A 24,883-nucleotide genomic window follows, 5' to 3' on the forward strand; every position below is an offset into this window, starting at 1 on the left:
CCAGGTCGCGCGGACCGACCAGAACTTCGTCCACTCCGAAGCCACCGCGCCCGGCGGTTTGCCGCGACGAGCCGCGGCAGACACGGAACCGGCCGCCACGCGGGTGCGTGACGGCCGGTCCGGAACACGTGCGGGTCAGTCGTGCGACGGGCCCGTGTGGTACTCGAACACCAACCCGCCGATGGTGATCAGCAGCGCGACCAGCGCGATCACCAGCAGCCAGATGTGGAAGAACGCCAGCGCCACGGCAGCGAGCGCCGCGGTGGCCGCCATGCCGATCGGCCAGTAGCTGCCCGGGCTGAAGAAGCCCAGCTCACCCGCGCCGTCGCTGATCTCGGCGTCCTCGCGGTCTTCCGGGCGCGGCTCGATGCGGCGGGCGACGAACTGCATGTAGCTGCCGGCCAGGAACGCGAGTCCACCGGTGAGGAAGAGCGCGACGATGCCGACGGGCTCGGCGCCGTGGGTCGCGGCCAGCGCGGTCCACACCCAGTAGACCGCCGCCATGAACACGGCGAAGATCGCCACGATGAAGAAGATGCGGGCTTCGACCTTCATGGGTCTTTCCTACTCCTTGTGTGACGGCAGCGTCAGTTGGACGCGGTCCGCGCCGTGCGGTCGGTGTTGAACGGCTGGGTGGTCACCGCGTGCGGGGTGCACAGCTCGCCGCAGTTCATCTTCGCCAGCGCTTCGGACGCGGTGAACGTCTGGCCCGTCGCCGGGTTCACCTGCTTGCGGAGCGCGATGTACTGGTCGTACTTGTCCGCCGACAGCGCACGGACCTCGAAGTTCATCACCGAGTGGTAGGTGCCGCACAGCTCCGCGCACCGGCCGACGAAGGAGCCTTCGCGGTCGATCTTGTTCTGGAAGGAGCTGTCCTGGTTGTTCTTCTCCGGGTTCGGCATGACGTCCCGCTTGAAGTGGAACTCCGGCACCCAGAACGAGTGGATGACGTCGGTGGAGACCAGGTCGTACTGGATCACCTTGCCGACCGGGAGCACCAGCAGCGGGATCTCGCCGGACGAGCCGACCGTGCTGACCTGGCCGCTGCCGTCGGGCTTCGCCGCGTTGGCGTCCTCGTACTTGAACTCCCAGTTCCACTGGAAGGCGACGACCTGGACCTTGACGTCCGGGTTGGGCACCTTGTCCAGGACCTTCGACTCCGTCGTCGCGGTGAAGAAGAACAGGACGCAGACCATGATCGTCGGAACGACGACCGTGAACAGCTCGAGCGGGATGTTGTACTGGAACTGCCGGGGCAGCTCCTCCGGCTCGCCGTCGACCGTCTTCTTCTTGCGGTGGAACGTCGCGGTCCAGAAGATCAGGGCCCACACGATCGCCCCGACGACCAGCGCCGCGACCACGGTCCAGGTCCAGAGGTTCCGCATCTCGGTGGCCTGCTGCGTGACGCCGACCGGCCAGCCGAACCGCAGGATCTCGTCGCCGGAGCAGCCCGTCGCGGTCAGCGCGACCAGCACGGCCAGCGCGGTTACGCGCAAGGTCCGCTTCCCCAGGGTGCGCTCGGGTTGTCCCACTGCGCCTCGCCCTTTCACCCAGAGCCTCCTACGACAGATCTTTGTGACAGGTGCGGAGCCTAGCCGAGTTGGCGGGGTCCGCTGACCAAGGGGTAACCCACGACGCGCGTGGTACTCGCCACGGGGTCCCGGCATACTGGGGCCTTCCCCCAGCCCGGTGAAGACCCCGAAGGTGTGTGAGTACCCGTGTGCGGCCTGCTTGGACTGATCTGCGCGACCGAGACCGGCGCGGCGAACGCGCGTGACGCCGTCGGCGCGGCCATGCGCTGCCAGCGCCACCGCGGCCCCGACGAGCAGGACACCTGGGCCGAAGCCGAGGTCGTCTACGGCTTCAACCGGCTCGCCTTCATCGACGTCGAGCACGCGCACCAGCCGCTGGTGTGGGGGCCGCCGGAGGCGCCGGGCCGGTACACGATGAACTTCAACGGCGAGATCTACAACTACCAGGAGCTGCGGGCGGAGCTCGCCGAGCAGCACGGCGCGAAGTTCGAGACCGAGGGTGACGGCGAGGCCATCGTCGCCGGCTTCCACTACCTCGGCGCGGACTGGGTGAAGCGCCTGCGCGGCATGTTCGCCTTCATGATCTGGGACTCCCAGGAGAAGCGGGTCTTCGGCGCGCGCGACCCGTTCGGCATCAAGCCGCTCTTCTATTCGGCCGGGCCCGGCGGGGTGGCGTTCTCCAGCGAGAAGAAGAGCCTGCTGGAGCTGTCGGACGTCCTCGGCGTCGCGCAGGAGCTGGACCGGAAGGCGCTGCAGCACTACCTGGTGCTGCAGTACGTGCCCGAGCCCGAGTCGCTGCACACGGCGATCCGGCGCGTGGAGTCCGGCACCTCGTTCGAGGTGGTCCCCGGCGGTGAGGTGAAGTTCACCCGGTACTTCCACCCGCAGTTCTCCGCGAAGCCGGTCAACGGGCCCGCCGAGGCCGAGCGGCTGTACGAGCGCATCGCCGATGTGATGCGCGACTCGGTCGGCAAGCACATGATCTCCGACCCGGACGTCACCGTCGGCGCGTTCCTCTCGGGCGGCATCGACTCCACGGCCACCGCCACGCTGGCCAAGGAGCACAACCCGAACCTGATCGCGTTCACCACCGGGTTCGAGCGCGAGGGCTACTCCGAGGTCGACGTCGCCGCCGAGTCGGCCGCCGCGATCGGCGTGAAGCACGTGGTCCGCACGGTGTCGGCGGACGAGATGATGGAGGTGCTGCCGCTCATCGTCTGGTACCTCGACGACCCGGTGGCCGACCCGGCGCTGGTCCCGCTGTGGTTCATCGCGCGCGAGGCCCGCAAGCACGTCAAGGCGGTGCTGTCCGGCGAAGGCGCGGACGAGCTGTTCGGCGGCTACACGATCTACAACGAGCCGATTTCGCTGGCGCCGTTCGAGAAGATCCCCGGCGGCATGCGGAAGCTGATCGGCAAGGTGTCGACGAAGATCCCCGAGGGCACCCGCGGCAAGGACCTGCTGCGCCGCGGCGCGCTGCCGCTGGAGGACCGCTACTACGGCAACGCCCGCAACTTCCGCGACGACCAGCTGCGCAACGTCCTGCGCACGTACCAGGAAGGCGTGGGCTTCAAGGACGTCACGGCGCCCTGGTACGACGTCTCGCGCGGCTGGGACCCGGTCGCCCGCATGCAGCACGTCGACCTGTACACGTGGCTGCGCGGCGACATCCTGGTCAAGGCCGACAAGGTGACGATGGCGAACTCGCTGGAGCTGCGGGTGCCGTTCCTGGACGCCGAGGTGTTCAAGGTCGCGGCGTCGATCCCGCTGGACCAGAAGCTCGCGCACGGCACGACGAAGTACGCGCTGCGCCAGGCACTGGCGAAGATCATCCCGGCGCACGTGCTGAACCGGCGCAAGCTCGGCTTCCCGGTCCCGATCCGGCTGTGGCTGCGCAACGAGATGTACGACTGGGCGAAGGGGATCATCAGCGACTCGAAGACCGAGGAGCTGCTGGACAAGAAGGCGATCCTGGCGCTGCTGGAGGAGCACAAGGCGGGCCAGCTGGACCGCAGCCGCCAGCTGTGGGCGCTGATCGTGTTCATGCTCTGGCACGGCATCTTCGTCGAGCACCGGATCAAGCCCGAGATCCCGGAGCCGGTGTACCCGGTCAAGCTCTGAGCGAACTGCCCCGTCGAGGCCACCCCGCGTCCGCAGGGTGGCCTCGACGCTTTTCGGGGGTGGTCGGCGTGGACGTCGTGCTGGTGCACGGGACGACGCAGGGCCCGGACGGCTGGGCACTGCCGGAGCGGGAGCCGGCGGGGCACCGGACGCATCCGGCCGACCTGCTCGCCGGTGCGGGGCCGGACTTCCCCGCGCTGGTGCGCAGCCAGGTGCCGGAGCTGCGGCACCGGCGGGTTCGGCGCCGTCGATGCCGTCGACGGTCGGGGTGCCGACCGCCGACCGCACGCTCCGGCCGGAGTGGCTGGTCCGGGCCGCACGGGACCGGCCGGAGTGGAGCCGGTCCGGATCGACGCCGGGCACTGCCCGCACGTGTCCCGCCCGGCCGAGCTCGCCGCCGTGGTCGTGAGTGGTAAGGCGGGTTCGAACCCGCCTTACCACTCACGACCCGGTGCGGCAGGGCACTCAGCCGCGGAACGCCGTCCGGTACGACGACGGGCTCGTCCCCCGCAAGCGGCTGAACTGGTGCCGCAGCGCCGCCGCCGACGCGTACCCGCACGCCGTCGCGATGTCCTCCACCGACAGCCCGCCCTCCTCCAGCAGGGCCTGGGCCCGGTCCAGCCGCCGTTCGGTCAGCCAGCGGTGCGGTGTCGTCCCGGTCGCGGCCGAGAAGCGGCGCAGGAACGTCCGCTCGCCCAGGCCGCTGCGGCGGGCCAGCTCCGCCACCGTGAACGGCTGGTCCAGCCGCCGCTCCACCCACTCCAGGGCCTCCGCGACCACGGCGTCGTCGCCCGCCGCCGTGGCCGGGACGGGGGCCTGGACGAACTGGGCCTGCCCGCCCGCGCGGTGCGGGGCCGCCACCATCCGCCGGGCCAGCGTCGTGGCCGCCGCGACCCCGCGCAGCCGGCGGACCAGGTGCAGGCACAGGTCGACCGCCGCGACGGTGCCCGCGCTGGTCAGGACGCCGCCGTCGTCGGCGTAGAGCGCCTGCGGATCCACCTCGGCGGTGGGGAACCGCCGCCGGAACTCCGCTTCGTACACCCAGTGGACCGTGCAGCGGCGGCCGTCGAGCAGGCCCGCATAACCGAGGGTGAACACGCCCGCGCACAACCCCGCCACCCACGCGCCGCGCCCGGCGGCGTCGCGCAGGACGTCCAGCACCGGCGACGGCGGTGGCGCGGTCCGCGGTGCGCACGTCGGGACGATGAGCAGGTCCGCCGTCGCCGCGAAGTCCAGGTCCCGCAGCCCGGACAGGCCGAACCCGGACCAGCTCTCGACCGCGGCCCCGGCCGGGGAACAGACGGCGAAGTCCCAGCCCGCGATGCCGTCGGCGCTGCGGTCGGTGCCGAACACCTCGCACGCCACGCCCAGCTCGAACGGCGAAACGCGGTCGGCGAGCACCACCGCGACCCGGTTGACGTCCATGGCGGCCAGTGTGTCACAAGTTTTGCGGCCGTTGTCATCTCTGACACTGGTCGGCCGGCGTCCGGGCGACGAACCTGGTCGGCATGACGAACTCCGAAACCCGCCCGCTGCTCCAGTGGTCCGCGGCGATGGCGATGTCCGGCACGATCGGCGCGGTCGTCCTCGAGAGCGGCGCCGCCGCCCCGGCTGTCGCCTTCGCCCGCTGCTTGGTCGGCGGCGCGCTGCTGGTGCTGTGGTGCGTTTCCCGCGGCTGGCTGCAGTCCTGGCGGCCGTCGCGGCGCGACCTCGGGCTGGCCGTGCTGGGCGGGCTGTTCCTGGTCGGCAACTGGGTGCTGCTGTTCGCGTCGTACGCGCTGTCGTCGATTTCGGTGAGCACGGTCGTCTACCACACCCAGCCGCTGATCCTGGTCGGCCTGGCGGCGGCGTTCCTCGGGGAGAAGTTCGCCAAGAGCCACCTGATCCGGGCCGGCATCGCGTTCGGCGGTGTGGCCTTGATCTCGCTGTCCGCCCACGGCGAGGACGGCAAACCGGTGCAGCCGGCGGGCATCGCCTTGGCGCTCGGGGCGGCGGTGTTGTACGCGGGTGCGTCTTTTGTCGCGAAGCAGCTGAAGCACATCCGGCCGCACCTGCTGGCCGCCGTGCAGACGACGGTGGGTGCGCTGGTGCTGGCGCCGCTGCTGCTGGTGACCCCGCTGCCGTCGACGACGTCGGGACTGCTCTGGCTGGTCCTGCTGGGGACGGTCCACACGGCACTGATGTACGTGCTGATGTACGCGAGCATCGGCAAGCTGCCGACCACGACGGTCGCGCTGCTGTCGTACCTGTACCCGGTGGTGGCGGTGCTGGTGGACATCGCGTTCTACGGCCACCGCCCGACCTGGCCGGAGGCGCTGGGCATGCTCGCGGTCCTGGCGGCGGCCTTGGCCCCGCAACGCCGTCGCCCGGCCCCGGAACACCGCCCGGCCCCGGAAACCCACGGGGCGGCCTGCCGGTCGTGATCAGACCCGGAACTCGCGTGATCGGAAACGTAACCCGCGTGATCGAAGCCGGAACTCGCGAGTTCCGGCCCCAATCACGCGAGTTCCGGCCCCAATCACGCGAGTTCCGGCTTGGATCACGCGAGTTCCGGGTTGGCTCACGCGGGACGGGGTCAGGTGAAGGCGATCCAGCGGTCCAGGAGGGTTGCCGCGGCGCCCGAATCGATCGCCTGGGCCGCGCGGACCAGGCCGGCTCGCAGATCGTCTTCCAGGGACTCCGAGAAGCCCGTGAACGCCGTCAACGCGGCCGCCGCGTTGATCAGGACCGCGTCGCGGACCGGGCCCGGCTTGCCACCCACCAGGTCGCGGACCACCTCCGCGTTCGCCGCCGCGTCGCCGCCGCGCAGATCCTCGGCCGTGGCGCGGGCGATGCCGACCGAAGCCGGGTCGAGGGTGCGCTCGGTGACCGTGCCGTCCGAGACCACCCAGACGGTCGACGTCGTCGTCGTGGTGATCTCGTCGAGGCCGTCGTCGCCGCGGACCACCAGGGCGCGCGTGCCGCGGCGGGCGAACGTCTCCGCCAGCACCCGCGTCTTGTCGGCGTACGCGCAGCCGATCAGCGCGGCGCCCGGCTGGGCCGGGTTGGTCAGCGGGCCGAGCAGGTTGAACGTCGTCGGGATGCCGAGCTCGCTGCGCACCGGGCCGGCGTGCCGCAGCGCCGGGTGGAACGCCGACGCCAGGAAGAACCCGATGCCGACCTCGCCGAGGCTGCGCTGGACGTCCTCCGGCGGCAGGCTGATCCGGACGCCGAGCGCTTCGAGGACGTCGGCCGCGCCGGACTTCGAGGACGCGCTGCGGTTGCCGTGCTTGGCCACCGGCGCACCCGCCGCCGCCGTGACGATCGTGGCCATCGTCGAGATGTTCACCGAGTTCGAGCCGTCGCCGCCGGTGCCGACGATGTCGACCGCCGGGCGGTCGAGTTCGACCCGCTTCGCGTGCGCCAGCATCGTGGCCGCCATGCCGGCGATCTCCTCGGGCGTCTCGCCCTTGGCGCGCAGCGCCACCGCGAACCCGGCGATCCGGGCCGGGCTCGCCGCGCCGCTCATGATCTGGTCCATCGCCCACGCCGTGTCCTCCGCGGAGAGGTCGACGCCCGCGATGAGCTGCTTGAGCAGGGGTGGCCAGGTGCGGGGGACCGGGGTGGTCACCGGGCTCAGCCGTTCACGACGGGGACCCGTCGCGTGCGCAGCACGTCGGCGACGGTCTCCGCGGCGGTCAGCGGGTCCAGCGGGTGCACCAGCACGGCGTCCGCCTGCGACCACGTCGCCAGCCACCGGTCGTCCTTGCGCCGGACGGCGACCACGATCGGGGGGCAGTCGGTGATTTCACTCTTCAGCTGCCGGCAGAGGCCGATGCCGCCGGTCGGCTGCGCCTCGCCGTCGAGGATCGCCAGGTCGACGTTCCCCGCGTCCACCTCGGACAGCACGTCGGCGATGCCGGCCGCCTCGACGTAGTCCACGCGCGCGAGGTCGGCGGCGGGCCGCCGGCCGACCGCGTTCACGATCGCCTCGCGCACCTCCGCCTTGTGGCTGAACACCAGGACCCGCATCGACCGCTCGCCCATGTTGGACACGCCTCCATCTCGTCACGCACGTCTGGAGGCGATCGTATCGGCCGAGACCGACATCACGCGGTCGGCTCCGGCTGGAGCGCGTCCCAGCCCAGCGCGTCACCGCCCAGGCGCTGCGCGAGACCCGCCATCCGGGACCGTTCCTGGGCGCAGTGCAGGGCGTCGAGCACCTGGACGCGCACCGCGTGGACCCGCGTCAACTCCCCGGAAGGGGACTGTTCCCGCAGGTCATAGCCGTCCTGGGCGAGGATCGACGCGGCCTCGGCGAGCCGGTCCGGCGGCAGCAGGAGGTGGTGCCGCAGCACGGCCGGTGCCGTGCTGACCCAGGCGGGTGAACCGGCCAGGACGGCGGAGTCCGCGACGACCGGGTCGAAGGCCTCGACGACGATCACCAGCCCCGGTGTCTCAAGCGTCAGACCGGGCGTTTCCCGCTTCTTGACCAGGTCAAGCAGGCGGTCGAGTAAACCCATGAGTAGCTCTCACCTTCCCGGGCATCCGGTGTGATCGGTTACGCAGACGGCTCGCCGTGGACCCACCCGGCGGAGCGGTGGTGCGAGAGGACATAATGCGACGCGTGACAACGGCAGCTCCCACCATCAGTCAGCGGGTCCACTCGCTGAACCGGCCGAACATGGTCAGTGTCGGCACCATCGTGTGGCTTTCCAGCGAGCTGATGTTCTTCGCCGGACTGTTCGCGATGTTCTTCACCGTCAAGGCGCAGAACGCGACCGGCCAGTGGCCGCCGCCGCTGCACGGCGAGAAGTTCGAACTCAACGTGCTCTACGCGGTCCCGTTCACGATCATCCTCGTGCTGTCCTCGCTGACCTGCCAGTTCGGCGTGTTCGCGGCCGAGCGCGGCGACGTCTACGGGCTGCGCCGCTGGTACATCATCACGTTGATCATGGGCGCGATCTTCGTCGGCGGCCAGGCCAACGAGTACCACAACCTGGTGGAAGAGGGGATGACGATCCCGTCCGGCCCGTTCGGCACGGTCTTCTACCTCGCCACGGGGTTCCACGGCCTGCACGTCATCGGCGGGCTCGTCGCCTTCGTGTACCTGCTCATCCGCACGAAACTGAGCAAGTTCACGCCCGCCCAGGCCACGTCGGCGATCGTCGTGTCCTACTACTGGCACTTCGTCGACATCGTGTGGGTCGGCCTGTTCGGTGTGATCTACCTCCTGCCGTGAGGGGCTCACCCCCAGCCGCCACCACCTTCACCATCGGCCTGAACTGACAGCAAGGGTTGCCGCAAGATGACCACCAGCACGAAAACGTCGGAGCGCCGCTACCGCGCGCGGTCGAAGCTGCGGAGGCGGTTCGCCGGCCTGCTCGCGCTCGGTATCGCGCTGGTGGGCGCCGGCGCGCTGTACGCCGTGTTCGCCCCGGAGCCGCAGACCGCGCAGGCCCAGGGCACGCCGGCGCAGCTGCGCCTCGGCGAGCAGGTCTACAACAACACCTGCATCGCCTGCCACGGCGCGAACCTCGAGGGCGTGCAGGACCGCGGCCCGAGCCTGATCGGCATCGGCGACGCCGCGGTGTACTTCCAGACTTCTTCCGGCCGCATGCCCGCCGCGCGCCAGGAGGCGCAGATCGAGCGGAAGCCGCCGAAGCTGACCGAGGCCGAGATCGACGCGGTCGGCGCCTACATCCAGGCGCACGGCGGCGGCGTCCAGCGCCCCGCCGAGAAGGGCGAGGCCCTGCGCGGCGACGACCCGGCCCGCGGTGGCGAGCTGTTCCGCCTCAACTGCGCGTCGTGCCACAACTTCACCGGCCGCGGTGGCGCGCTGTCCGCCGGCAAGTACGCGCCGAACCTGGACCCGGCGAGCGAAGAGCAGATCTACACGGCCATGCTCACCGGCCCGCAGAACATGCCGAAGTTCTCCGACCGGCAGCTGTCGCCGGAGGAGAAGAAGGACATCGTCGCCTACGTGAAGTCGGTGTCGGACGGCAACAATGACCCGGGTGGTAACGGCCTCGGCGGGGTCGGCCCCGCTTCGGAGGGCGTCATCGCCTTCATCGTCGGGATCGCCGCGCTGATCGGCGTGACGTTGTGGATTGGATCGAAGGCATGAGTGCCGAGGGGCCGAAGCCGCCGACGGAGGCGGAGCTGGCTGAGATGGACCGGGACCAGCTGGTCAAGCTGGGTGGGCAGCTCGACGGGGTCGAGCTCGTCGAGTACCCCACGCCGTGGCCCGTGGAGGGCACCCGCGCGGAGAAGCGGGCCGAGCGCCTGGTCGCGTTCTGGTTCGCGCTGTCCGCGCTGGCCGGGATCGGGTTCGTCGTCGCGCTCATCTGGTGGCCGTGGCAGTACGAGGCGCCGGACAACGAGAGCGGCCACTTCTGGTACAGCCTCTACACCCCGATGCTCGGCCTCACGCTCGGCCTGGCCATCCTCGGCCTGGGCATCGGCGTGATCCTGTACACGAAGAAGTTCGTGCCCGCCGAGGTCGCGGTGCAGCAGCGGAGCGACTCCAGCGGCGCCGGGTCGCCCGAGGTCGACCGCGCGACGATCCTCGCGCACCTGGCCGACGCCGGGAGCCGCAGCACCATCGCCCGCCGCTCGCTGATCAAGCGCTCGGCGATCGCCGGTGCGGGTGCGCTCGGCCTCGCGGCCGCGGCGCTGCCCATCGCGTCCTTCATCAAGAACCCGTGGAAGGACACCGAGACCCGCGATTCGCTGTGGCACACCGGCTGGCAGCCGAACTTCCCCGGCGAGAAGGTCTACCTGCGCCGCAACACCGGCAAGCCGGTCGAGGTGGAGCACGGCAAGGAGACCGAGATTTCGCTGGTCAAGGCCGAAGACCTCGACGCGGGCGCGATGGAGACGGTGTTCCCGTTCCGCGAGTCCGAGCGGAACAACGCGGAGGCCCTCGCCGCGGCGCTGACCCGGGTCGACAACCCGGTCATGCTGATCCGCCTGCGCCCGACCGACGCCGCCAAGGTGGTCAAGCGGGCCGGCCAGGAGGACTACAACTTCGGCGACTACTACGCGTACACGAAGATCTGCAGCCACGTCGGCTGCCCGACCTCCCTGTACGAGCAGCGGACCAACCGCATCCTGTGCCCGTGCCACCAGTCGCAGTTCGACGCGCTCCACTACGCCAAGCCGATCTTCGGCCCGGCGACCCGTCCGCTGGCCCAGCTACCGATCACGGTGGACGAAGAGGGATACTTGATCGCGCGAGGCGATTTCAACGAGGCCATCGGTCCGGCCTTTTGGGAGCGTAAGTCATGAGTTCACTCACCACGCCGACCAAGGGCTCGAGCGCTGTCGAGCGGCACCTGGGCGAGGCCGCGAACAACGCTGACCAGCGGTACCACCTGGCCAAGGGCCTGCGGCACCAGATGAACAAGGTGTTCCCGACCCACTGGTCGTTCCTGCTGGGCGAGATCGCGCTCTACAGCTTCATCATCCTGCTGCTCACCGGGGTGTACCTGACGCTGTTCTTCGACCCCTCCATGCAGGAGGTCGTCTACCACGGCAGCTTCAAGAACATGCAGGGCCTGGAGATGTCGCAGGCCTTCCGCACGACGCTGGACATCTCGTTCGACGTCCGCGGCGGCCTGTTCATGCGGCAGCTGCACCACTGGGCCGCGCTGATCTTCGTCGCGTCCATGGCCGTGCACATGCTGCGCATCTTCTTCACCGGCGCGTTCCGGCGCCCGCGTGAGGCCAACTGGGTGATCGGTGGCCTGCTGCTGGTCCTGGGTTGCTTCGAAGGCTTCTTCGGCTACTCGCTGCCGGACGACCTGCTCTCGGGCACCGGTATCCGCGCGACGCTGTCGGGCATCGTGCTCTCGGTGCCGGTGGCCGGCACGTGGATCCACTGGGCGCTGTTCGGCGGGGAGTTCCCCGGCGACCAGATCATCCCGCGCCTGTACACGCTGCACATCCTGCTGCTGCCGGGCATCATGCTCGCGCTGGTCGGGGTGCACCTGGCCCTGGTCTGGTACCAGAAGCACACGCAGTTCCCCGGCGTGCGCCGCAAGGAGACCAACGTCGTCGGCGTCCGGATCATGCCGTACTTCGCGCTCAAGGGCGGGGCGTTCTTCACGCTGGTCATCGGCGTGCTGGCGCTGATGTCGGGCCTGTTCCAGATCAACCCGGTGTGGAACTTCGGCCCGTACAACCCGGCGCAGGTGTCGGCGGGCTCGCAGCCCGACTGGTACATGGCCTGGGCCGACGGCATGCTCCGGATCTGGCCGGCGTGGGAGGTCTACCTCGGGAACTACACGATCCCGGCGGTGTTCTTCCCCGGCGCGGTCGGCATGCCGATCCTGATCGGGCTGCTGCTGGCCTACCCGTTCCTCGAGCGGAGGCTGTCCAAGGACACCGCGCACCACAACCTGCTCCAGCGGCCCCGGGACGCCCCGGTCCGCACGGCGCTGGGCGCGATGGCGCTGGGCTTCTTCATGGTCATCGAGCTGTCGGGCTTCAACGACATCATCGCCGACAGCTTCGACATCTCGCTGAACGCGACGACGTGGGCGGGCCGCATCGGCGTGCTGATCGTGCCGCCGCTGGCCTACTACTTCACCTACCGCATCTGCCTGGGCCTGCAGCGGGCGGACCGCGAGGTGCTGGAGCACGGCGTCGAGACGGGCATCATCAAGCGGCTGCCGCACGGTGAGTTCATCGAAATCCACCAGCCGCTGGCCGGCCTCGACAGCCACGGCCACGCGATCCCGCTCGAGTACCAGGGCGCGTCGGTGCCGAAGAAGATGAACAAGCTGGGTTCGGCCGGGCACGCCGTGCCGGGCACGTTCTGGACCCCGGACCCGGCCGAGGAGACCGCCGCGCTGGAGCGGGCCAACGGCAACGGTCACTCCGGCGGCGAGAACGGCCAGCACGGCCAGCACGGTGAGTTCGACTCCGCGGAAACGGCGTCGGCCGCCAAGCAGGCGGACCACTAGCTCCAGGCGCTCAACGTCGAAGGCCACCTCTTCCGGGAGGTGGCCTTCGGCGTTTCTGCGGGTCTGGCCGGGCGGTCAGTCCTCCACGCCGATCGAGAAGGCCGATTCCGTGTCGGCGCGGGAGTACGACCGGAACGCGATGTGCGTGACGGTGTTCAGCACGCCCGCCACCTTCCCGATCTTGCCGGGGATCAGGTCGGCCAGGCCTTCGTGCGTGGACACCTGCACCGTGGCGATGAGGTCGACGTCCCCGGCGCACGAGTAGACCTCGCCGACACCCTCGATGTCGGCGATCGCCTGCGCGGCGTCCGGGATCGCGTCCGCCTCTACCTGGATCAACACGATCGCGGTGATCACCTGGGTCCTCCAAGACTCGTCTGCGGGGTTCGCCCGCGATCCTAGTGAGCCTCAAGCCGCGGTGTGTGCCAGCCAGTGGGCGGCGAGCGCGGGGTCGCCGGTGGTGGTGACGCGGTCCGCGGGCAGGCGCCGGGTCAGCACGAGCAGGAGGTCCTGCACGGGGCCGGTCAGCGTGACGTCCGCGGGTTCCGTTGCGCGGGTCCACCGGACGCCGCCGCGGGTGCGGGTGATCAGCCAGCCCGGGCCGTCGTCCGGTTTCAGCTGCAGGGTCTGGCCGGTGCCGCGCAGCTCGGCGAAGCCCGGTTTGAGGCTCGCCGTGACCGGGTCGGCGAGCAGTTCCAGCCACTCGCTGATCGCGTCGGCCGCGAGGTCCGGTGCCACGGTGAACGCCGTGCCGGTGGTCAGGGCCGCGTCGGCGTGGTGGACGGTGGTGTCGTGGAGCATCCGGCGCAGCCAGAACGTCGCCGGCTGCGGGCCGAAGAACGTCCAGACCGGGGTGTCGCCGGCGGTTTTCACGGCGTCTTCGAGGTCCGCGGCGCCTTCGAGGAGCCAGCCGGACCACTTTCCGGGGGAGCCGGGGTCGGCGTCGAACGGCTCCGGGACCGGCGACGGTCCCGACCGGACGATGCCCGCGGCCCAGCGGTGGGCCTGGCCGAGGTGGCCCACGAGCACCCGCAGCGGCCACTCCGGGCAGGTGGGGACCGGGGTTTCCGGGTCGGCGCCGTCCACCGCGGCGGCGAACCCGGCGGTGTGGTCGTGGAGTCCTTCGGCGAGTCTTGCGTTGTCCATGGCCGTACCGTAGGAACTCCACCCGGCTGGAGGTTCGACCGAAGGTGACCGGAGACACACTCGGCATCGGCGAGCTGGCGCACCGGACCGGCGTGCCGGTCCGCACGATCCGGTTCTACTGCGACGAGGGCGTCCTGGAGCCCGTGCGCAGCGCAGGCGGGCACCGGCGGTTCGACCGCGCGGCGATCGACCGGCTGAACCTGGTGCGCCGGCTGCGCGGGCTCGGGCTGGGCCTGCGGCCGATCACCGACGTCCTCGCCGGCCGCTGTTCCCTCGACGACGCCGTCGCGGCCGAGCGGGCCGCCCTCGACCGCGAGCTGGCCACGCTGGCCTGGCGGCGTTCGATGCTCCGCGCCGTCTCGGAGGCGGCGCCGGCCGACCGCGCGGACCGCCTCGAACTGCTGTCCGCGGTCCAGGACGGGTATTCGGCGCACGAAACGCTGGTCCGCCTCTGGCACCCGATGACGACGGGCCCGATCCCACCGGACACGGCCCGCATGTTCCTCGGCATCAGCGCGCCCGAGCCTCCGGACCGGCCGACGGCGGCCCAGGTGGTGGCGTACGCCGAGCTGGTGCTGCTCGCCGCGGACTCCCGGCTGGCGTTCGACGTGAAGGCGAGCACGCTGGCCGGCCACGACCGCATCGCCGACCTCGGTGTGCTCCACGCGGAGGTGGGGGAGGCGTGCGCACTGGCGGCCCCGCGGGTGGCGGCGGGGGAGCGGCCGTCCCCGGGACGGGCACTGGACCGTTTTGTGGCGGCCCACGCGGCGGCGCTGGGCCGGTCCGACAGCCTGCCGTTCCGCCGGGCGCTGAACCACCGGACGGCCCCGGACCGCCGGCCCCACCTCCGGCGCTACTGGCACCTGGCGGGCGAGATCACGGGCGAGGCGGCTCCCATGGGCGTCGCCCACACCTGGCTCCTGGACGCCTTGAACACTTCACTCACCTGAGCCCCAGCTCCCCCGCGCCCAGACCAGCCGCCCCTCCGGCTCACGTGAGCCGAGAGCGGCACTTTCCCTACGAAAGTGACGCCTCGAGGCCCGCGACACGTCACTTTCCCTACGAAAGTGACGTCTTAGCCGATGTGTTCGAGGGAGTGGGCGTCCGCTACCAGGCTCAGCCAGCCCTGCCAGCCCGCCACTGCCGCCGGCTCGGCCCAGGGGCGCGTGGTGCGGACCAGGCGGACTCCGGGGCGGGTCAGCCAGCGCAGCAGCACCCCCACCTCCTCCGGGGGTGCTCCGTGGAGCGGGCCCGGCTCCGGGAGCACCGTCTCCGCCGACGCCACCAGCGCCTCCACCACCGGCATCGGCGGCACCCCGCGGCGGGCCACGCCCGCCGACGCCAGCCTGCCGTAGCGGATCACCGCCAGCTCCCAGCCGCCCGCGCCGTCCGGGCCGGCCGCGATCAGCTCGCCGATCGACGCCAGGGACGCCTGGCGGTGCGCCCGGCCCAGTGCGCGGATCAGCCCCGCCAGCTCGTCGCGGTGGCGGGCCGCCTGCTCGTAGTGCCGTCCCTCCGCGAGCCGCTCCACGTGCGCCGCCGCCGTGTGCAGGGGACGGCCGTCCAGGCCCGCGATCAGGCCCGACACCGACTCGACCGCCGGGCTGTAGGCCTCCACGCTCTGCCGTCCCGCGCACGGCGCCCCGCAGCGTCCCAGCTCCGCCAGCACGCACGGGGTCCCGTTCGCCGAGCGCGGCGAGATCCGCTGGGTGCACGTCCGCAGCCCCGACGCCCCGGCCAGGGTGTCCGCCGTCGTGCGCGCGTCCGCCTGGTTGCGGAACGGGCCCAGCACCCCCGGCCGCGGCAGCCGGACCACCGACAACCGCGGGAACGCCTCGTCCGTCAAACCGATCCACCAGCCCTGGTGCCGGTTCTTCGACCGCCGGTTGTACGCGGGCCGGTGCGCCGCGATCAGCCGCAGCTCCCGCACCTCCGCCTCCAGCGCGTGCGCGCACACCACGTGGTCGACGCGCTCGGCGAGCGCCACCATTTCCCGGATCCGGCTCCGCCCCTCCGAACCCGTGAAGTACGTCCGCACGCGCCGGCGCAGGTCCTTCGCCGTGCCGACGTACAGCACCTCGTCCTTCGGACCCTTGAACAGGTAGACGCCCGGGGCCGACGGCAGGTCCGCCGCCAGGTGCCGCTTCGCCCGCTGGGCGACGGTCACCTCCGGCAGGTACCCCATCAGCTCCTCGAGCGAGTGCACGCCCAGGTTCCCGACCCGCTCGAGCAGGCCGTGCAGGACGTCCACCGTCGCCCGCGCGTCGTCGAGCGCCCGGTGCGTCGGGCGCGTCCTCGCCCCGAACAGCAACGCCAGCGCCGTCAGGTTGTACCGCCCGACCTCGTCCCGCGGCACCACCCGCCGGGCCAGCCGGACCGTGCACACCACGGCCGGCTTCGGCCACACGTACCCGTGCCCCTCGCACGCCGCCCGCATGTGCGACGTGTCGAAGCCCGAATTGTGCGCCACCAGCACCGAGCCGCCGATGAACTCGAGGAACGCCGGCAGCACCTCCTGGATCGGCGGCGCGTCGTAGACCATCGCCTGCGTGATCCCCGTCAGCGAGACGATCTGCGGCGGGATCACCATCCCCGGGTTGATCAGCGTCGCGAACTCGCCCAGCACCTCGCCCGCGCGCACCTTCACCGCGCCGATCTCGGTGATCCCCGACGGCCCCGGCGGTGCCCCGGTGGTCTCGAGGTCGAAGACGACGAAGGTGGTGTCCCGCAACGGGGTTCCGAGCTCGTCGAAGGCGAGCTGAGCCTGGACCGGACGCATGGGCGGAACTGTAGGGGTGACCACCGACAGTTTCCGCGCGCCGCCGGTCCGTGTGGTGCGCGGGGCGGGATGCGGGGGCGGGGCCTACCCTGGACCAATGCACCCGCAGCCGCTCGTGCCGGAGCCGCCCGGGGACCCCGTCGGTCCCTCGGGTGTCGCGTCGCGCTCCGAGCCGGCCGAGGAGGCCGCTGACCAGGCCGGACATCCCGAACCGGCCACCTGGCCGACCCTCCCCGAACCGGTCCGCGACCGCATCGCCGAGCTCGCCGCGGCGGCCGTCGCCAAGCTGCCCGCCACCGACGTGCCGCGCCAGCTGCGGCCCGTCGCCAAGTTCGCCCCGGCCAAGCGGGCCAAGCTGGGCGGCGGTGCCCTGCTCGCGGCCCTCGGCGACTCCTCCCAGTTCCGGACCGCCGTCATCGAATGGCTCCGCGAACACCGCACCGACGCCCTCGACCCCAACGCCACCGACTCCGTCGCCGCGGCCGCGGCCGCCGTCCTCCTCGGCGAGTCCGGGGCCATCGGGCGCGTCCGGCTGGTGGCCAGGAACGCCGAGGAAAACGCCCTGCGCGCCGAACGCGACGCCGCGCTCGCCCGCACCCAGCGGCTCGAAGCCGAGCTCGCCCAGGTCCGCGCCGAACTCGCGGAGGCGAAACAAGCCGCCGAGAACGCACGAGGCGAGCGCGAAGGCGAAGTCGAGAAGCTCCTGAAGCGGCTTCGCGAACAAGGTGTCCAGCTGCGCCAGGCCCGGGACGCGGCCGAAGCGGCGTCCGCCGAAGCCGAACGCGGTTCCGCCGCGCGCCACGACGAGATCGCCGCCCTCACCACCCAGCTCGAGCGCGAGCGCCAGCGGGTCGCCGGTGAACGCGCCCGCGCCGAACGCGCCGCCGCCGACGCCGAGATCGCCCGCCAGTCCGCCCGCGAAGCCCGGCAGGCCGACGAGGTGCGGCTCGCCCTGCTCATCGACACCATCGACGGCGCCGTCACCGGCCTGCGCCGCGAGCTCGCCCTCGGCGCGCGCGGCGCCCGCCCGGCGGACATGGTCCGCGGCGCCAGCTCCGGCACCGGCCAAGGCGGCAAGATCGCCGACGTGTCCGCCTTGGACCGCTACCTGGCGCTGCCCAACGTGCACCTGATCGTCGACGGCTACAACGTCACCAAGACCGGCTACCCCGAACTCGCCCTCGCCGACCAGCGCGACCGGCTGGTCCACCAGCTGTCCGCGCTGGCCGCCCGGACCTCCGCCGAGGTCACGGTCGTGTTCGACGGCGCCGGCGTGCTCTCCGTCCCGGCGTCGGTGCCCCGCGGGGTGCGGGTGCTGTTCTCCGACCGCGGGGTGCTGGCCGACGACGTGATCCGCAACCTCGTCGCGGCCGAGCCCGCGGGGCGGCCCATGGTCGTCGCGACCTCCGACCGCGCGGTCGCGGACTCCGTGCGGCGCGGTGGCGCCCACCCGGCTCCGTCATCGGTGCTGGTCAGCCGCCTGTCGAGGGTCTGACCGCCGAAAATTGTCGGTGGTGGCGCCTACCGTCCTCCTCAGTCAGTCCCGACGTGAGGAGGACTACGTGACCGGCACCCCCGAGCTGTCCGAAGTGGACGTCTCGCACATCGCCGTTTCCGACATCGAGAACGTGGTGGTCGATTGCGACCGCTGCGTGGTCCGCGGCATCTCGTGCCACGACTGCGTGGTGAGCGTGCTGCTCGGCGCGCCACCCGCCGTGGTGTGGGACGCCGACGAGCGCCGCGCGGTGGACGCGCTGGCCGAAGCCGGAATGGTGCCGCGGCTCCGCTTGGTCGAAGAACCGATCCGGCGGACCGCCTGAACTCGCCCGTTTCGTGGCGGCGCGCCGAATGGTCGATTGGATCGGTGAACGGTCAGTAGCCGAAAAGCCCTCCGGAGAATCGCCAGCGTGTAACGCCCATCACATGTTTTCTCCGGTGCTGGTCCGATGGTGTGCAACGGCGTCACGCACAGTTTTTGGCCGACGGGTGGTGGACGTCGTGGCGCTCTTTTCGTAACCTGTCCGAGATCTCGTGGCCCCCGGCCGTCGATGAAGGCGGCGACGCGAGATCGCCGCCGGACGCAGCTTTGTCGGGAAGCTGGGAACCGGAACCACCACCGCGGGCAATCCCTGTTGCGGCTCCTGTTGTCCAAGAGCAGCACGCGCGCGGGTGGGGGACAACGGCGAAGAGGACTCCCCGGCCTCTTCGCGCTCCGGTCCCCGACGGCGGCCGAGACGCAAAGGAGACCCGCGCGACCGTGCAGTCGCATCCAGTCAGACGCGTGGTGTCAGGCGCCCTCGCAGCGGTCTCGGTGATCACCCTCGTCACCTTGGCCCAGCCGACGGCCATCGCCGCCCCCGTCCCCGTTCTCCAGACCCCGCCCACCGGCTCCGACGCCCTCGCCAAGTACCGCGACCTCGCGGCCCAGGCCGAGAAGCTCAACGAAGACCTGCTTTCGGCCAAGGACGACCTGAAGAAGAAGCAGGGTGAGCTCGACAAGGCCACCGGCGACGTCAACGCGGCCAAGGAACAGGCCACCACGGCGTCCGAGAGCCAGAAGAAGTACCAGACCGAGGTCGACAAGTTCGCCGGTGCGTCCTTCACCAGCGGTGTCCAGCTGAACAAGCTGTCGGCGCTGCTGGCGGGCACGTCCACCCAGGACTTCCTCGACCGGTCCTCGGCGCTCGAGGTCATCGCGACCGGCAAGAACGCCGCGATGGGCAACCTCACCGGCGCCGTCCAGCAGGCCACCGACGCGGCCGCCAAGGCCAGCGACGCCGCGAAGCGCGCGCAAGACGCGCGGGACGCCGCGGCCAAGCTGGCCGAGGACATCCAGGCCAAGCAGAAGACGCTGCAGGACCAGATCGACCAGCTCGAGGCGGCCAACAAGAACCTCAGCACGTCGGACAAGGCCGCTCAGAAGGACCGTGGCGGGTCCGCGCCCACCAACATCAAGGCTCCGACCGGGTCCGCGCAGGCGGCGGTCAACGCCGCGCTGAGCAAGCTCGGCAGCGCGTACGTGTACGGCGCCACCGGCCCGACCAACTTCGACTGCTCGGGCCTGACGTCGTGGGCGTACAAGCAGGCCGGGATCACCCTGCCGCGGACCAGCCGCGAGCAGTCGACCTTCGGCACCGCGGTGCCGCGGGACCAGCTCCAGCCGGGTGATCTCGTGTTCTTCTACTCGCCCGTTTCGCACGTCGGCATGTACATCGGCGACGGCAAGATGGTGCACGCGCCCGACACCGGTGACGTCGTGAAGATCTCGCCGCTGCAGAGCCAGTACTCGGGAGCGCGCCGCCCGACGGCGTGACCCGGCCGCACTTCGGCCGGCGAAGGGGCGGTACCGCACACGCGGTGCCGCCCCTTCGCTGTGTCATCCGAGGCTCCGCCTCGGGCCGGGGGCTTCGCCACCCGGACCCCCGAACGAACAGGTGGGGCCCCCGCTAGCCTCTGGGGCGTGCTCAAGACCCTGCTCGTGACCAACGACTTCCCGCCGCGGCCCGGGGGGATCCAGAACTATCTGAACTCCCTGGCCACCCGGCTGCCGTCCGACGACCTGGTCGTCTACGCGCCGTCGTGGGAGTCGCGGACGGGGTCGCACGAGGAGTTCGACGCCGAGGCGCCGTTCGAGGTCGTCCGGCACCCCACGTCGCTGATGCTGCCGACGCCGGACGTGCTCCGCCGGGCGAAGCAGATCATGCGGGCGCGGGAGTGCGAAGCCGTCTGGTTCGGGGCGGCGGCGCCGCTCGCGCTGCTGGGGCACCCCCTGCGCCGGGCCGGGGCGCGCCGCGTCGTGGCGTCGACGCACGGCCACGAGGTCGGCTGGTCCATGCTGCCGGCGTCCCGGCAGGCGCTGCGGCGGATCGGCGACACCGTCGACGTCGTCACCTACGTCAGCCGGTACACGCGCGGCCGCTTCGCCGCCGCCTTCGGCCCGATGGCCGGGCTGGAGCTGCTGCCCTCCGGGGTCGACACCGAGGTGTTCCGGCCGGATCCGGCCGCGCGCGCGGAGATCCGCGCCCGGCACGGCCTCGGTGACCGGCCGACCGTCGTCTGCGTGTCCCGGCTGGTCCCGCGCAAGGGCCAGGACCAGCTGATCCGCGCGCTGCCGTCGATCCGCGAGCGCGTGCCGGACGCGGCGCTGCTGATCGTCGGCGGCGGCCCGTACCGCAAGAAGCTCACCGGGCTGGTCGCCGAGCTCGGCCTGGAACGCGACGTCGTGCTCACCGGGTCGGTCCCGTGGGCCGAGCTGCCGGCGCACTACGCCGCTGGCGACGTCTTCGCGATGCCCGCGCGCACCCGGGGCAAGGGCCTCGACGTCGAAGGGCTCGGCATCGTCTACCTGGAGGCCTCGGCGACCGGGCTGCCGGTGGTCGCCGGCAACTCCGGCGGGGCGCCCGAAGCGGTGCTCGACGAGGTCACCGGGCACGTCGTCGACGGCCGGGACGTCGTCCAGCTGGGGGAGACCCTGGCCGCGCTGCTCGCGGACCCGGTGCGCGCGCGCCGGATGGGCGAGGCCGGGCGGGCGTGGGTGACCGAGCACTGGCGCTGGGACGGCCTGGCGCGGCGGCTGTCCGGCCTGCTGGACGGCGATCCGGTGGCCGTCGTCCGCTAAGGCAGGTAGAGCGCCGGGTGCCGGGGATCGTCGACGCGCACGACGACGTCGGCCAGCGTGCCCGGGTCCACCTCTTCTTCGTACCGCTCGTAGGCCGGGACCGCCCAGGCGTCCGGCACGCGGCGCCGCAGGGCCGCGGGAGAGAGCCACAGGTGCACGGCCAGATCGAAGGCCAGCCCGGCGCCGAGCAGCAGTTCGCCGTCGACGAGCACGACCCCGCCCTCGGGCAGCGGCACGCGCGCGGCACGGGTCGCGCGATCGCGCTCGGCGTCCCACAGCGACGGCAGCACCTCGCCGGAACCCTTCAGCGGTTCCAGGACTTCGCGGCGGAGGGCGCCGAGGTCGAGCCAGTCGGTGTAGCGGACGTCGGGGTTGGTGCGGCCGTGCTCGAAGCGCAGCGACGCGGGCCGCAGGAAGTCGCGCGCGGACACGCGCAGGGTCGCGCGGCCGCGCAGCCGCAGGGGATCGACCAGGGCGTCCGCGAGTTCCGCGGTTTCCGTCGCGCCCGCGGCGCCGTCGACGGCCACCGCGATCCGCCGCGTGGTGAGCGCGTCGACGCGATCGGCCAGTTCTTCGGCCAGGACGGCGGGGGAGATCGGGCGGTAGCGCACGGGTTCCCATCCTCCACCCGGGCTGTCCGGCGTTTTTGTCGTACCCCGCTGCGAGGATGCGGACATGACTTCTTCAGTGGGGAAGACGGCCGATGCGGGCTGGAACATCGGGGTTTCGCGCACCTTGCCGTACCCGGCGGCGGTGGTGTGGGACTTCCTGGTCAGCCGCGAGGGCGTCGCGATCTGGCTCGGTCCGGGCGTCGAGCTGCCCAGGGAAGCGGGCGCGGAGTACAAAACGGCCAACGGCACGGTGGGCGAGATCCGCAGCTTCGCCGACGGCGACCGGGTGCGGCTCACGTGGCGGCCGAGCGGCTGGGACCACGACTCGACGGTGCAGGTGCGGTTGAGCGGCTCGGGGACCAAGACGACCCTGAGGTTTCACCAGGAATGGCTTGCGGGCGCGGAAGAGCGCGAACAACAGCGGGCATACTGGCAGGACGTGACCGAGCGCGTCGTGGCGGCACTCGCCGGACGCTGACGCGGGAAGTGTGGGGGCTGGCATGACGACCGGCGAAATCGTCGAGGCGGCGGAAGACTTCGCCCAGGACGCGCACCTGTTTTCCGAGATGCTGCGCGGGGGCGGCCCGGTGCGGCGGGTGCGGCTGCCACCGCGCGGGCTGCCGTGTTACGTGGTGACGGGGTTCGCGGAGGCGCGGTCGCTGCTGGCCGATCCGCGGCTGCGGAAGAACAGCCAGGGCATCCGCGAAGTGTTCGAAGCGAAGCTGCCGCCGGAGGCCCTGCAGAACGGTCTGGGCCAGGACCTGAGCTGGCACATGCTCAACTCGGACCCGCCGGACCACACGCGGCTGCGGAAGCTGGTGAACAAGGCCTTCACCGGGCGGACGGTGGCCCGGTTGCGGCCGCGGGTCGAGGAGATCACCGCGGAGCTGCTCGACGCGCTGGCCGGGCGGGAGCGGGCCGACCTGGTGGCATCGTTCGCCGCTCCGCTGCCGATCACGGTGATCTGCGAGCTGCTCGGGGTGCGCGAGGAGGACCGCACGGACTTTTCGGGCTGGTCCCGGACGTTGCTGAGCGCGGCGGTGCGGCCGGAGGAGGTCCAGGCCGCGGCGGCGAGCATGTTCGCCTACCTGACCGGCCTGATCGCCCAGAAGCGCGCCGAGCCGGCCGAAGACCTGCTGTCGGACCTGGTGCACGCGACCGACGACGGGGACTCGCTGTCCGAGCCCGAGCTGGTGTCGATGGCGTTCCTGCTGCTGGTCGCCGGCCACGAGACCACGGTCAACCTGATCGCCAACGGCGTGCTGGCGCTGCTGCGCGAGCCGGAGCAGCTGGCCCGCCTGCGCGCGGAGCCGGAACTGATGCCGGGCGCGGTCGAGGAGTTCCTGCGCTTCGACGGCCCGATCCACCTGGCCACGCTGCGGTTCACGGCCGAGCCGGTGGAGGTGGCGGGCGTGACGATCCCGGAGGGCGAGTTCGTGCTGGTGTCGCTGCTGGGCGCCAACCGCGACGCGGAGCGGTACCCGGAGCCGGACCGCTTGGACATCACGCGGGCGGCCGGGGGTCACCTGGCGTTCGGGCACGGGATCCACTACTGCGTGGGGGCCCCGCTGGCGCGGCTGGAGGCGGAGATCGCGCTCGGGGGCTTGCTGGCGCGGTTCCCGGACATCGTGTTGGACGCCAAGCCGGATGAGCTGGTGTACCGGACGAGCTCGCTGGTGCACGGGTTGGAGGTGCTGCCGGTCCGGTTGTGAGGGGTGCGGCTCGGCCGGGCGGCGGAGGCTCGGCACCCGGCCCGAGCTCGTGTCGTAGGGTCGGCGGATGGACTCCGCCGACCTGCTCGCCTTGGACGCCCAGCACGTCTGGCATCCCTACGCGCCCATGCCCGCGAAGGTGCCTTCGTTGCTGGTCACCGAGGCGAGCGGCGTCCGGCTGAAGCTGGCCGACGGGCGGGAGCTCGTCGACGGCATGTCCTCGTGGTGGTCGGCCATCCACGGCTACCGGCACCCCGTGCTTGACGCCGCCCTCGCCGCTCAGGCCGGGCGGATGAGCCACGTCATGTTCGGCGGCCTCACCCACGAACCCGCCATCACCCTCGCCAAGACCCTGGCCGACCTCAGCCCCGACGGCCTCGAGCACGTCTTCCTCTGCGACTCCGGCTCGGTCTCGGTCGAAGTCGCCGTCAAGATGTGCCTGCAGTACCAGCGATCTCGCGGGCGGACCGGCAAACGGCGGCTGCTCACCTGGCGCGGCGGCTACCACGGGGACACCTTCACGCCGATGAGCGTCTGCGACCCCGAGGGCGGCATGCACTCGCTGTGGCGCGGCGTGCTCCCCGAGCAGGTCTTCGTGCCCGCCCCGCCGTCCGGTTTCGACACCCCGCCCGATCAGTCCTATCTGGACACGTTGGCCGCGGGAATCGAGCAGCACCAAGACGAACTGGCCGCGGTGATCGTCGAACCGGTGGTGCAGGGCGCCGGCGGGATGCGGTTCCACCACCCCGGCTACCTGCGCGCCCTGCGGGAGCTGACCGAGGCGCACGACGTCCTGCTGATCTTCGACGAGATCGCCACCGGCTTCGGCCGCACCGGTGCGCTGTTCGCCGCCGGGCACGCCGGTGTCACGCCCGACGTCATGTGCGTCGGCAAGGCGCTGACCGGTGGCTACCTCAGCATGGCGGCCACGCTGTGCACGCCGGAAGTCGCCGATGGCATCGCGCGCGGCGAGCTCCCGGTGCTCGCGCACGGCCCGACCTTCATGGGCAATCCGCTCGCCTCCGCCGTCGCCAACGCCTCCCTCGGCCTGCTCGCCGGCGGCAGCTGGCGAGGTGACGTCGCCCGCGTCGAAAAAGCCCTGCTCGACGGCCTGGCCCCGGCGCGCGACCTGCCCGCGGTCACCGACGTGCGGGTGCTGGGCGGGATCGGCGTGCTGCAGCTCGACCACCCCGTCGACATGGCCGTGGCGACGGACGTCGTCACCGCGCACGGCGCTTGGCTGCGGCCGTTCCGGGACCTCGTTTACGCCATGCCGCCGTACGTTTCGACTGACGCCGACCTCGCCGTGATCACCCGCGCGATGCTTGCGGTCGCCGGAAAGGCCTGAATTCAGCACATCGGGTGTGACCACGGGCACACCGAGACCCGAAGGTCCCTCACCGTCGCGCAGCGTGC

24 protein-coding genes are annotated in these 24,883 nt (G+C 71.6%); 14 read left to right on the forward strand and 10 right to left on the reverse strand.

Annotation, left to right across the window (positions count from 1 at the left end; genetic code table 11):
- Positions 1-135 precede the first annotated feature (135 nt).
- On the reverse strand, positions 136-555 hold the full coding sequence (locus Q5425_RS26830; protein WP_043781541.1) for a cytochrome c oxidase subunit 4: 420 nt from the start codon (positions 553-555) through the stop codon (positions 136-138).
- A gap of 32 nt (positions 556-587) precedes the next feature.
- Entirely contained in the window at positions 588-1,532 is a 945-nt protein-coding gene (locus tag Q5425_RS26835) for a cytochrome c oxidase subunit II (protein ID WP_396135250.1), read from the reverse strand.
- Between the two features lie 186 nt (positions 1,533-1,718).
- Here Q5425_RS26835 and asnB point away from each other — a divergent pair, with 186 nt between their 5' ends.
- Positions 1,719-3,653 (forward strand): asparagine synthase (glutamine-hydrolyzing), encoded by a 1,935-nt coding sequence (asnB, locus tag Q5425_RS26840; RefSeq protein ID WP_308675089.1) that lies wholly within the window; start codon positions 1,719-1,721, stop codon positions 3,651-3,653.
- Between the two features lie 465 nt (positions 3,654-4,118).
- Here the strand turns inward: asnB and Q5425_RS26845 are convergent, their stop codons facing one another.
- Entirely contained in the window at positions 4,119-5,078 is a 960-nt protein-coding gene (locus Q5425_RS26845; protein ID WP_308675090.1) for a helix-turn-helix domain-containing protein, read from the reverse strand.
- Positions 5,079-5,161: 83 nt separating this feature from the next.
- On the opposite strand from Q5425_RS26845, the gene Q5425_RS26850 reads away from it, so the two are divergent.
- Complete coding sequence (locus Q5425_RS26850) at positions 5,162-6,076, forward strand: DMT family transporter (protein ID WP_308675091.1); 915 nt, start codon at positions 5,162-5,164, stop codon at positions 6,074-6,076.
- Positions 6,077-6,228: 152 nt separating this feature from the next.
- Here the strand turns inward: Q5425_RS26850 and trpD are convergent, their stop codons facing one another.
- The 3 genes from trpD to Q5425_RS26865 form a co-directional block, all read right to left on the reverse strand.
- Entirely contained in the window at positions 6,229-7,263 is a 1,035-nt protein-coding gene (gene trpD / locus Q5425_RS26855; RefSeq protein ID WP_308675092.1) for an anthranilate phosphoribosyltransferase, read from the reverse strand.
- 5 nt (positions 7,264-7,268) lie between these two features.
- A complete protein-coding gene (locus tag Q5425_RS26860; RefSeq protein ID WP_308675153.1) occupies positions 7,269-7,679 on the reverse strand; it encodes a hypothetical protein in 411 nt (136 codons plus the stop codon).
- A 62-nt stretch (positions 7,680-7,741) separates the two neighbouring features.
- Positions 7,742-8,155, reverse strand: coding sequence for a hypothetical protein (locus Q5425_RS26865; protein ID WP_308675093.1), 414 nt, complete (start codon positions 8,153-8,155; stop codon positions 7,742-7,744).
- 95 nt (positions 8,156-8,250) lie between these two features.
- On the opposite strand from Q5425_RS26865, the gene Q5425_RS26870 reads away from it, so the two are divergent.
- From Q5425_RS26870 to Q5425_RS26885, 4 genes are all read left to right on the forward strand, one after another.
- On the forward strand, positions 8,251-8,874 hold the full coding sequence (locus Q5425_RS26870; RefSeq protein WP_308675094.1) for a heme-copper oxidase subunit III: 624 nt from the start codon (positions 8,251-8,253) through the stop codon (positions 8,872-8,874).
- Between the two features lie 66 nt (positions 8,875-8,940).
- The gene (locus tag Q5425_RS26875; RefSeq protein ID WP_037374396.1) at positions 8,941-9,759 is read left to right on the forward strand and encodes a c-type cytochrome; all 819 of its coding nucleotides are present in this window, start codon (positions 8,941-8,943) and stop codon (positions 9,757-9,759) included.
- The gene (locus Q5425_RS26880; protein ID WP_308675095.1) at positions 9,756-10,922 is read left to right on the forward strand and encodes a ubiquinol-cytochrome c reductase iron-sulfur subunit; all 1,167 of its coding nucleotides are present in this window, start codon (positions 9,756-9,758) and stop codon (positions 10,920-10,922) included. The genes Q5425_RS26875 and Q5425_RS26880 overlap by 4 nt, the downstream gene beginning before the upstream one ends.
- Entirely contained in the window at positions 10,919-12,601 is a 1,683-nt protein-coding gene (locus Q5425_RS26885) for a cytochrome bc complex cytochrome b subunit (RefSeq protein ID WP_308675096.1), read from the forward strand. Before Q5425_RS26880 ends, Q5425_RS26885 begins: the two co-directional genes overlap by 4 nt.
- A 75-nt stretch (positions 12,602-12,676) precedes the next feature.
- Here the strand turns inward: Q5425_RS26885 and Q5425_RS26890 are convergent, their stop codons facing one another.
- Both Q5425_RS26890 and Q5425_RS26895 read right to left on the reverse strand, forming a co-directional pair.
- On the reverse strand, positions 12,677-12,958 hold the full coding sequence (locus Q5425_RS26890) for an Lrp/AsnC ligand binding domain-containing protein (protein ID WP_308675097.1): 282 nt from the start codon (positions 12,956-12,958) through the stop codon (positions 12,677-12,679).
- A 51-nt stretch (positions 12,959-13,009) separates the two neighbouring features.
- Positions 13,010-13,747, reverse strand: a complete 738-nt coding sequence (locus tag Q5425_RS26895; protein WP_308675098.1) for a maleylpyruvate isomerase family mycothiol-dependent enzyme — start codon at positions 13,745-13,747, stop codon at positions 13,010-13,012.
- Between the two features lie 44 nt (positions 13,748-13,791).
- On the opposite strand from Q5425_RS26895, the gene Q5425_RS26900 reads away from it, so the two are divergent.
- Positions 13,792-14,697: a MerR family transcriptional regulator gene (locus Q5425_RS26900; RefSeq protein ID WP_308675099.1), complete on the forward strand. Its 906-nt coding sequence runs from the start codon at positions 13,792-13,794 to the stop codon at positions 14,695-14,697.
- Between the two features lie 125 nt (positions 14,698-14,822).
- Here Q5425_RS26900 and Q5425_RS26905 read toward each other — a convergent pair whose 3' ends face one another.
- Complete coding sequence (locus Q5425_RS26905; RefSeq protein WP_308675100.1) at positions 14,823-16,526, reverse strand: DEDD exonuclease domain-containing protein; 1,704 nt, start codon at positions 16,524-16,526, stop codon at positions 14,823-14,825.
- Between the two features lie 97 nt (positions 16,527-16,623).
- Here Q5425_RS26905 and Q5425_RS26910 point away from each other — a divergent pair, with 97 nt between their 5' ends.
- The 4 genes from Q5425_RS26910 to Q5425_RS26925 all read left to right on the forward strand — a co-directional run bounded on the left by Q5425_RS26910 (position 16,624) and on the right by Q5425_RS26925 (position 21,144).
- Complete coding sequence (locus tag Q5425_RS26910; RefSeq protein WP_308675101.1) at positions 16,624-18,021, forward strand: NYN domain-containing protein; 1,398 nt, start codon at positions 16,624-16,626, stop codon at positions 18,019-18,021.
- Between the two features lie 67 nt (positions 18,022-18,088).
- Positions 18,089-18,346: a hypothetical protein gene (locus Q5425_RS26915; RefSeq protein WP_308675102.1), complete on the forward strand. Its 258-nt coding sequence runs from the start codon at positions 18,089-18,091 to the stop codon at positions 18,344-18,346.
- A gap of 437 nt (positions 18,347-18,783) precedes the next feature.
- Positions 18,784-19,839 carry an NlpC/P60 family protein gene (locus Q5425_RS26920; protein WP_308675103.1) on the forward strand — a complete coding sequence of 352 codons (1,056 nt, stop codon included), beginning with the start codon at positions 18,784-18,786 and terminating at the stop codon, positions 19,837-19,839.
- 147 nt (positions 19,840-19,986) lie between these two features.
- A complete protein-coding gene (locus tag Q5425_RS26925) occupies positions 19,987-21,144 on the forward strand; it encodes a glycosyltransferase family 4 protein (RefSeq protein WP_308675104.1) in 1,158 nt (385 codons plus the stop codon).
- On the opposite strand, the gene Q5425_RS26930 is transcribed toward Q5425_RS26925, so the two are convergent.
- Positions 21,141-21,755: a uridine kinase gene (locus Q5425_RS26930; RefSeq protein ID WP_308675105.1), complete on the reverse strand. Its 615-nt coding sequence runs from the start codon at positions 21,753-21,755 to the stop codon at positions 21,141-21,143. The genes Q5425_RS26925 and Q5425_RS26930 overlap by 4 nt on opposite strands.
- 64 nt (positions 21,756-21,819) lie before the next feature.
- Here Q5425_RS26930 and Q5425_RS26935 point away from each other — a divergent pair, with 64 nt between their 5' ends.
- The 3 genes from Q5425_RS26935 (at position 21,820) to Q5425_RS26945 (ending at position 24,815) form a co-directional block, all read left to right on the forward strand.
- A complete protein-coding gene (locus tag Q5425_RS26935) occupies positions 21,820-22,233 on the forward strand; it encodes an SRPBCC domain-containing protein (protein WP_308675106.1) in 414 nt (137 codons plus the stop codon).
- Positions 22,234-22,255: 22 nt separating this feature from the next.
- Positions 22,256-23,467: a cytochrome P450 gene (locus Q5425_RS26940; RefSeq protein ID WP_308675107.1), complete on the forward strand. Its 1,212-nt coding sequence runs from the start codon at positions 22,256-22,258 to the stop codon at positions 23,465-23,467.
- A 67-nt stretch (positions 23,468-23,534) separates the two neighbouring features.
- Positions 23,535-24,815: an adenosylmethionine--8-amino-7-oxononanoate transaminase gene (locus Q5425_RS26945; protein ID WP_308675108.1), complete on the forward strand. Its 1,281-nt coding sequence runs from the start codon at positions 23,535-23,537 to the stop codon at positions 24,813-24,815.
- Positions 24,816-24,883: the final 68 nt, after the last annotated feature.

This window comes from Amycolatopsis sp. A133 (assembly GCF_031082405.1).
In the GTDB taxonomy this organism is placed as follows: domain Bacteria; phylum Actinomycetota; class Actinomycetes; order Mycobacteriales; family Pseudonocardiaceae; genus Amycolatopsis.

Excerpts from the sequence above, each read along its gene's own strand:
- Q5425_RS26830 (WP_043781541.1), bottom strand. The coding sequence starts at position 555 with ATGAAGGTCGAAGCCCGCATCTTCTTCATCGTGGCGATCTTCGCCGTG.
- Q5425_RS26845 (WP_308675090.1), bottom strand. The coding sequence starts at position 5,078 with ATGGACGTCAACCGGGTCGCGGTGGTGCTCGCCGACCGCGTTTCGCCG.
- Q5425_RS26850 (WP_308675091.1), top strand. The coding sequence starts at position 5,162 with ATGACGAACTCCGAAACCCGCCCGCTGCTCCAGTGGTCCGCGGCGATG.
- Q5425_RS26860 (WP_308675153.1), bottom strand. The coding sequence starts at position 7,679 with ATGGGCGAGCGGTCGATGCGGGTCCTGGTGTTCAGCCACAAGGCGGAG.
- Q5425_RS26865 (WP_308675093.1), bottom strand. The coding sequence starts at position 8,155 with ATGGGTTTACTCGACCGCCTGCTTGACCTGGTCAAGAAGCGGGAAACG.
- Q5425_RS26870 (WP_308675094.1), top strand. The coding sequence starts at position 8,251 with ATGCGACGCGTGACAACGGCAGCTCCCACCATCAGTCAGCGGGTCCAC.
- Q5425_RS26875 (WP_037374396.1), top strand. The coding sequence starts at position 8,941 with ATGACCACCAGCACGAAAACGTCGGAGCGCCGCTACCGCGCGCGGTCG.
- Q5425_RS26880 (WP_308675095.1), top strand. The coding sequence starts at position 9,756 with ATGAGTGCCGAGGGGCCGAAGCCGCCGACGGAGGCGGAGCTGGCTGAG.
- Q5425_RS26885 (WP_308675096.1), top strand. The coding sequence starts at position 10,919 with ATGAGTTCACTCACCACGCCGACCAAGGGCTCGAGCGCTGTCGAGCGG.
- Q5425_RS26895 (WP_308675098.1), bottom strand. The coding sequence starts at position 13,747 with ATGGACAACGCAAGACTCGCCGAAGGACTCCACGACCACACCGCCGGG.
- Q5425_RS26905 (WP_308675100.1), bottom strand. The coding sequence starts at position 16,526 with ATGCGTCCGGTCCAGGCTCAGCTCGCCTTCGACGAGCTCGGAACCCCG.
- Q5425_RS26910 (WP_308675101.1), top strand. The coding sequence starts at position 16,624 with ATGCACCCGCAGCCGCTCGTGCCGGAGCCGCCCGGGGACCCCGTCGGT.
- Q5425_RS26935 (WP_308675106.1), top strand. The coding sequence starts at position 21,820 with ATGACTTCTTCAGTGGGGAAGACGGCCGATGCGGGCTGGAACATCGGG.
- Q5425_RS26940 (WP_308675107.1), top strand. The coding sequence starts at position 22,256 with ATGACGACCGGCGAAATCGTCGAGGCGGCGGAAGACTTCGCCCAGGAC.
- Q5425_RS26945 (WP_308675108.1), top strand. The coding sequence starts at position 23,535 with ATGGACTCCGCCGACCTGCTCGCCTTGGACGCCCAGCACGTCTGGCAT.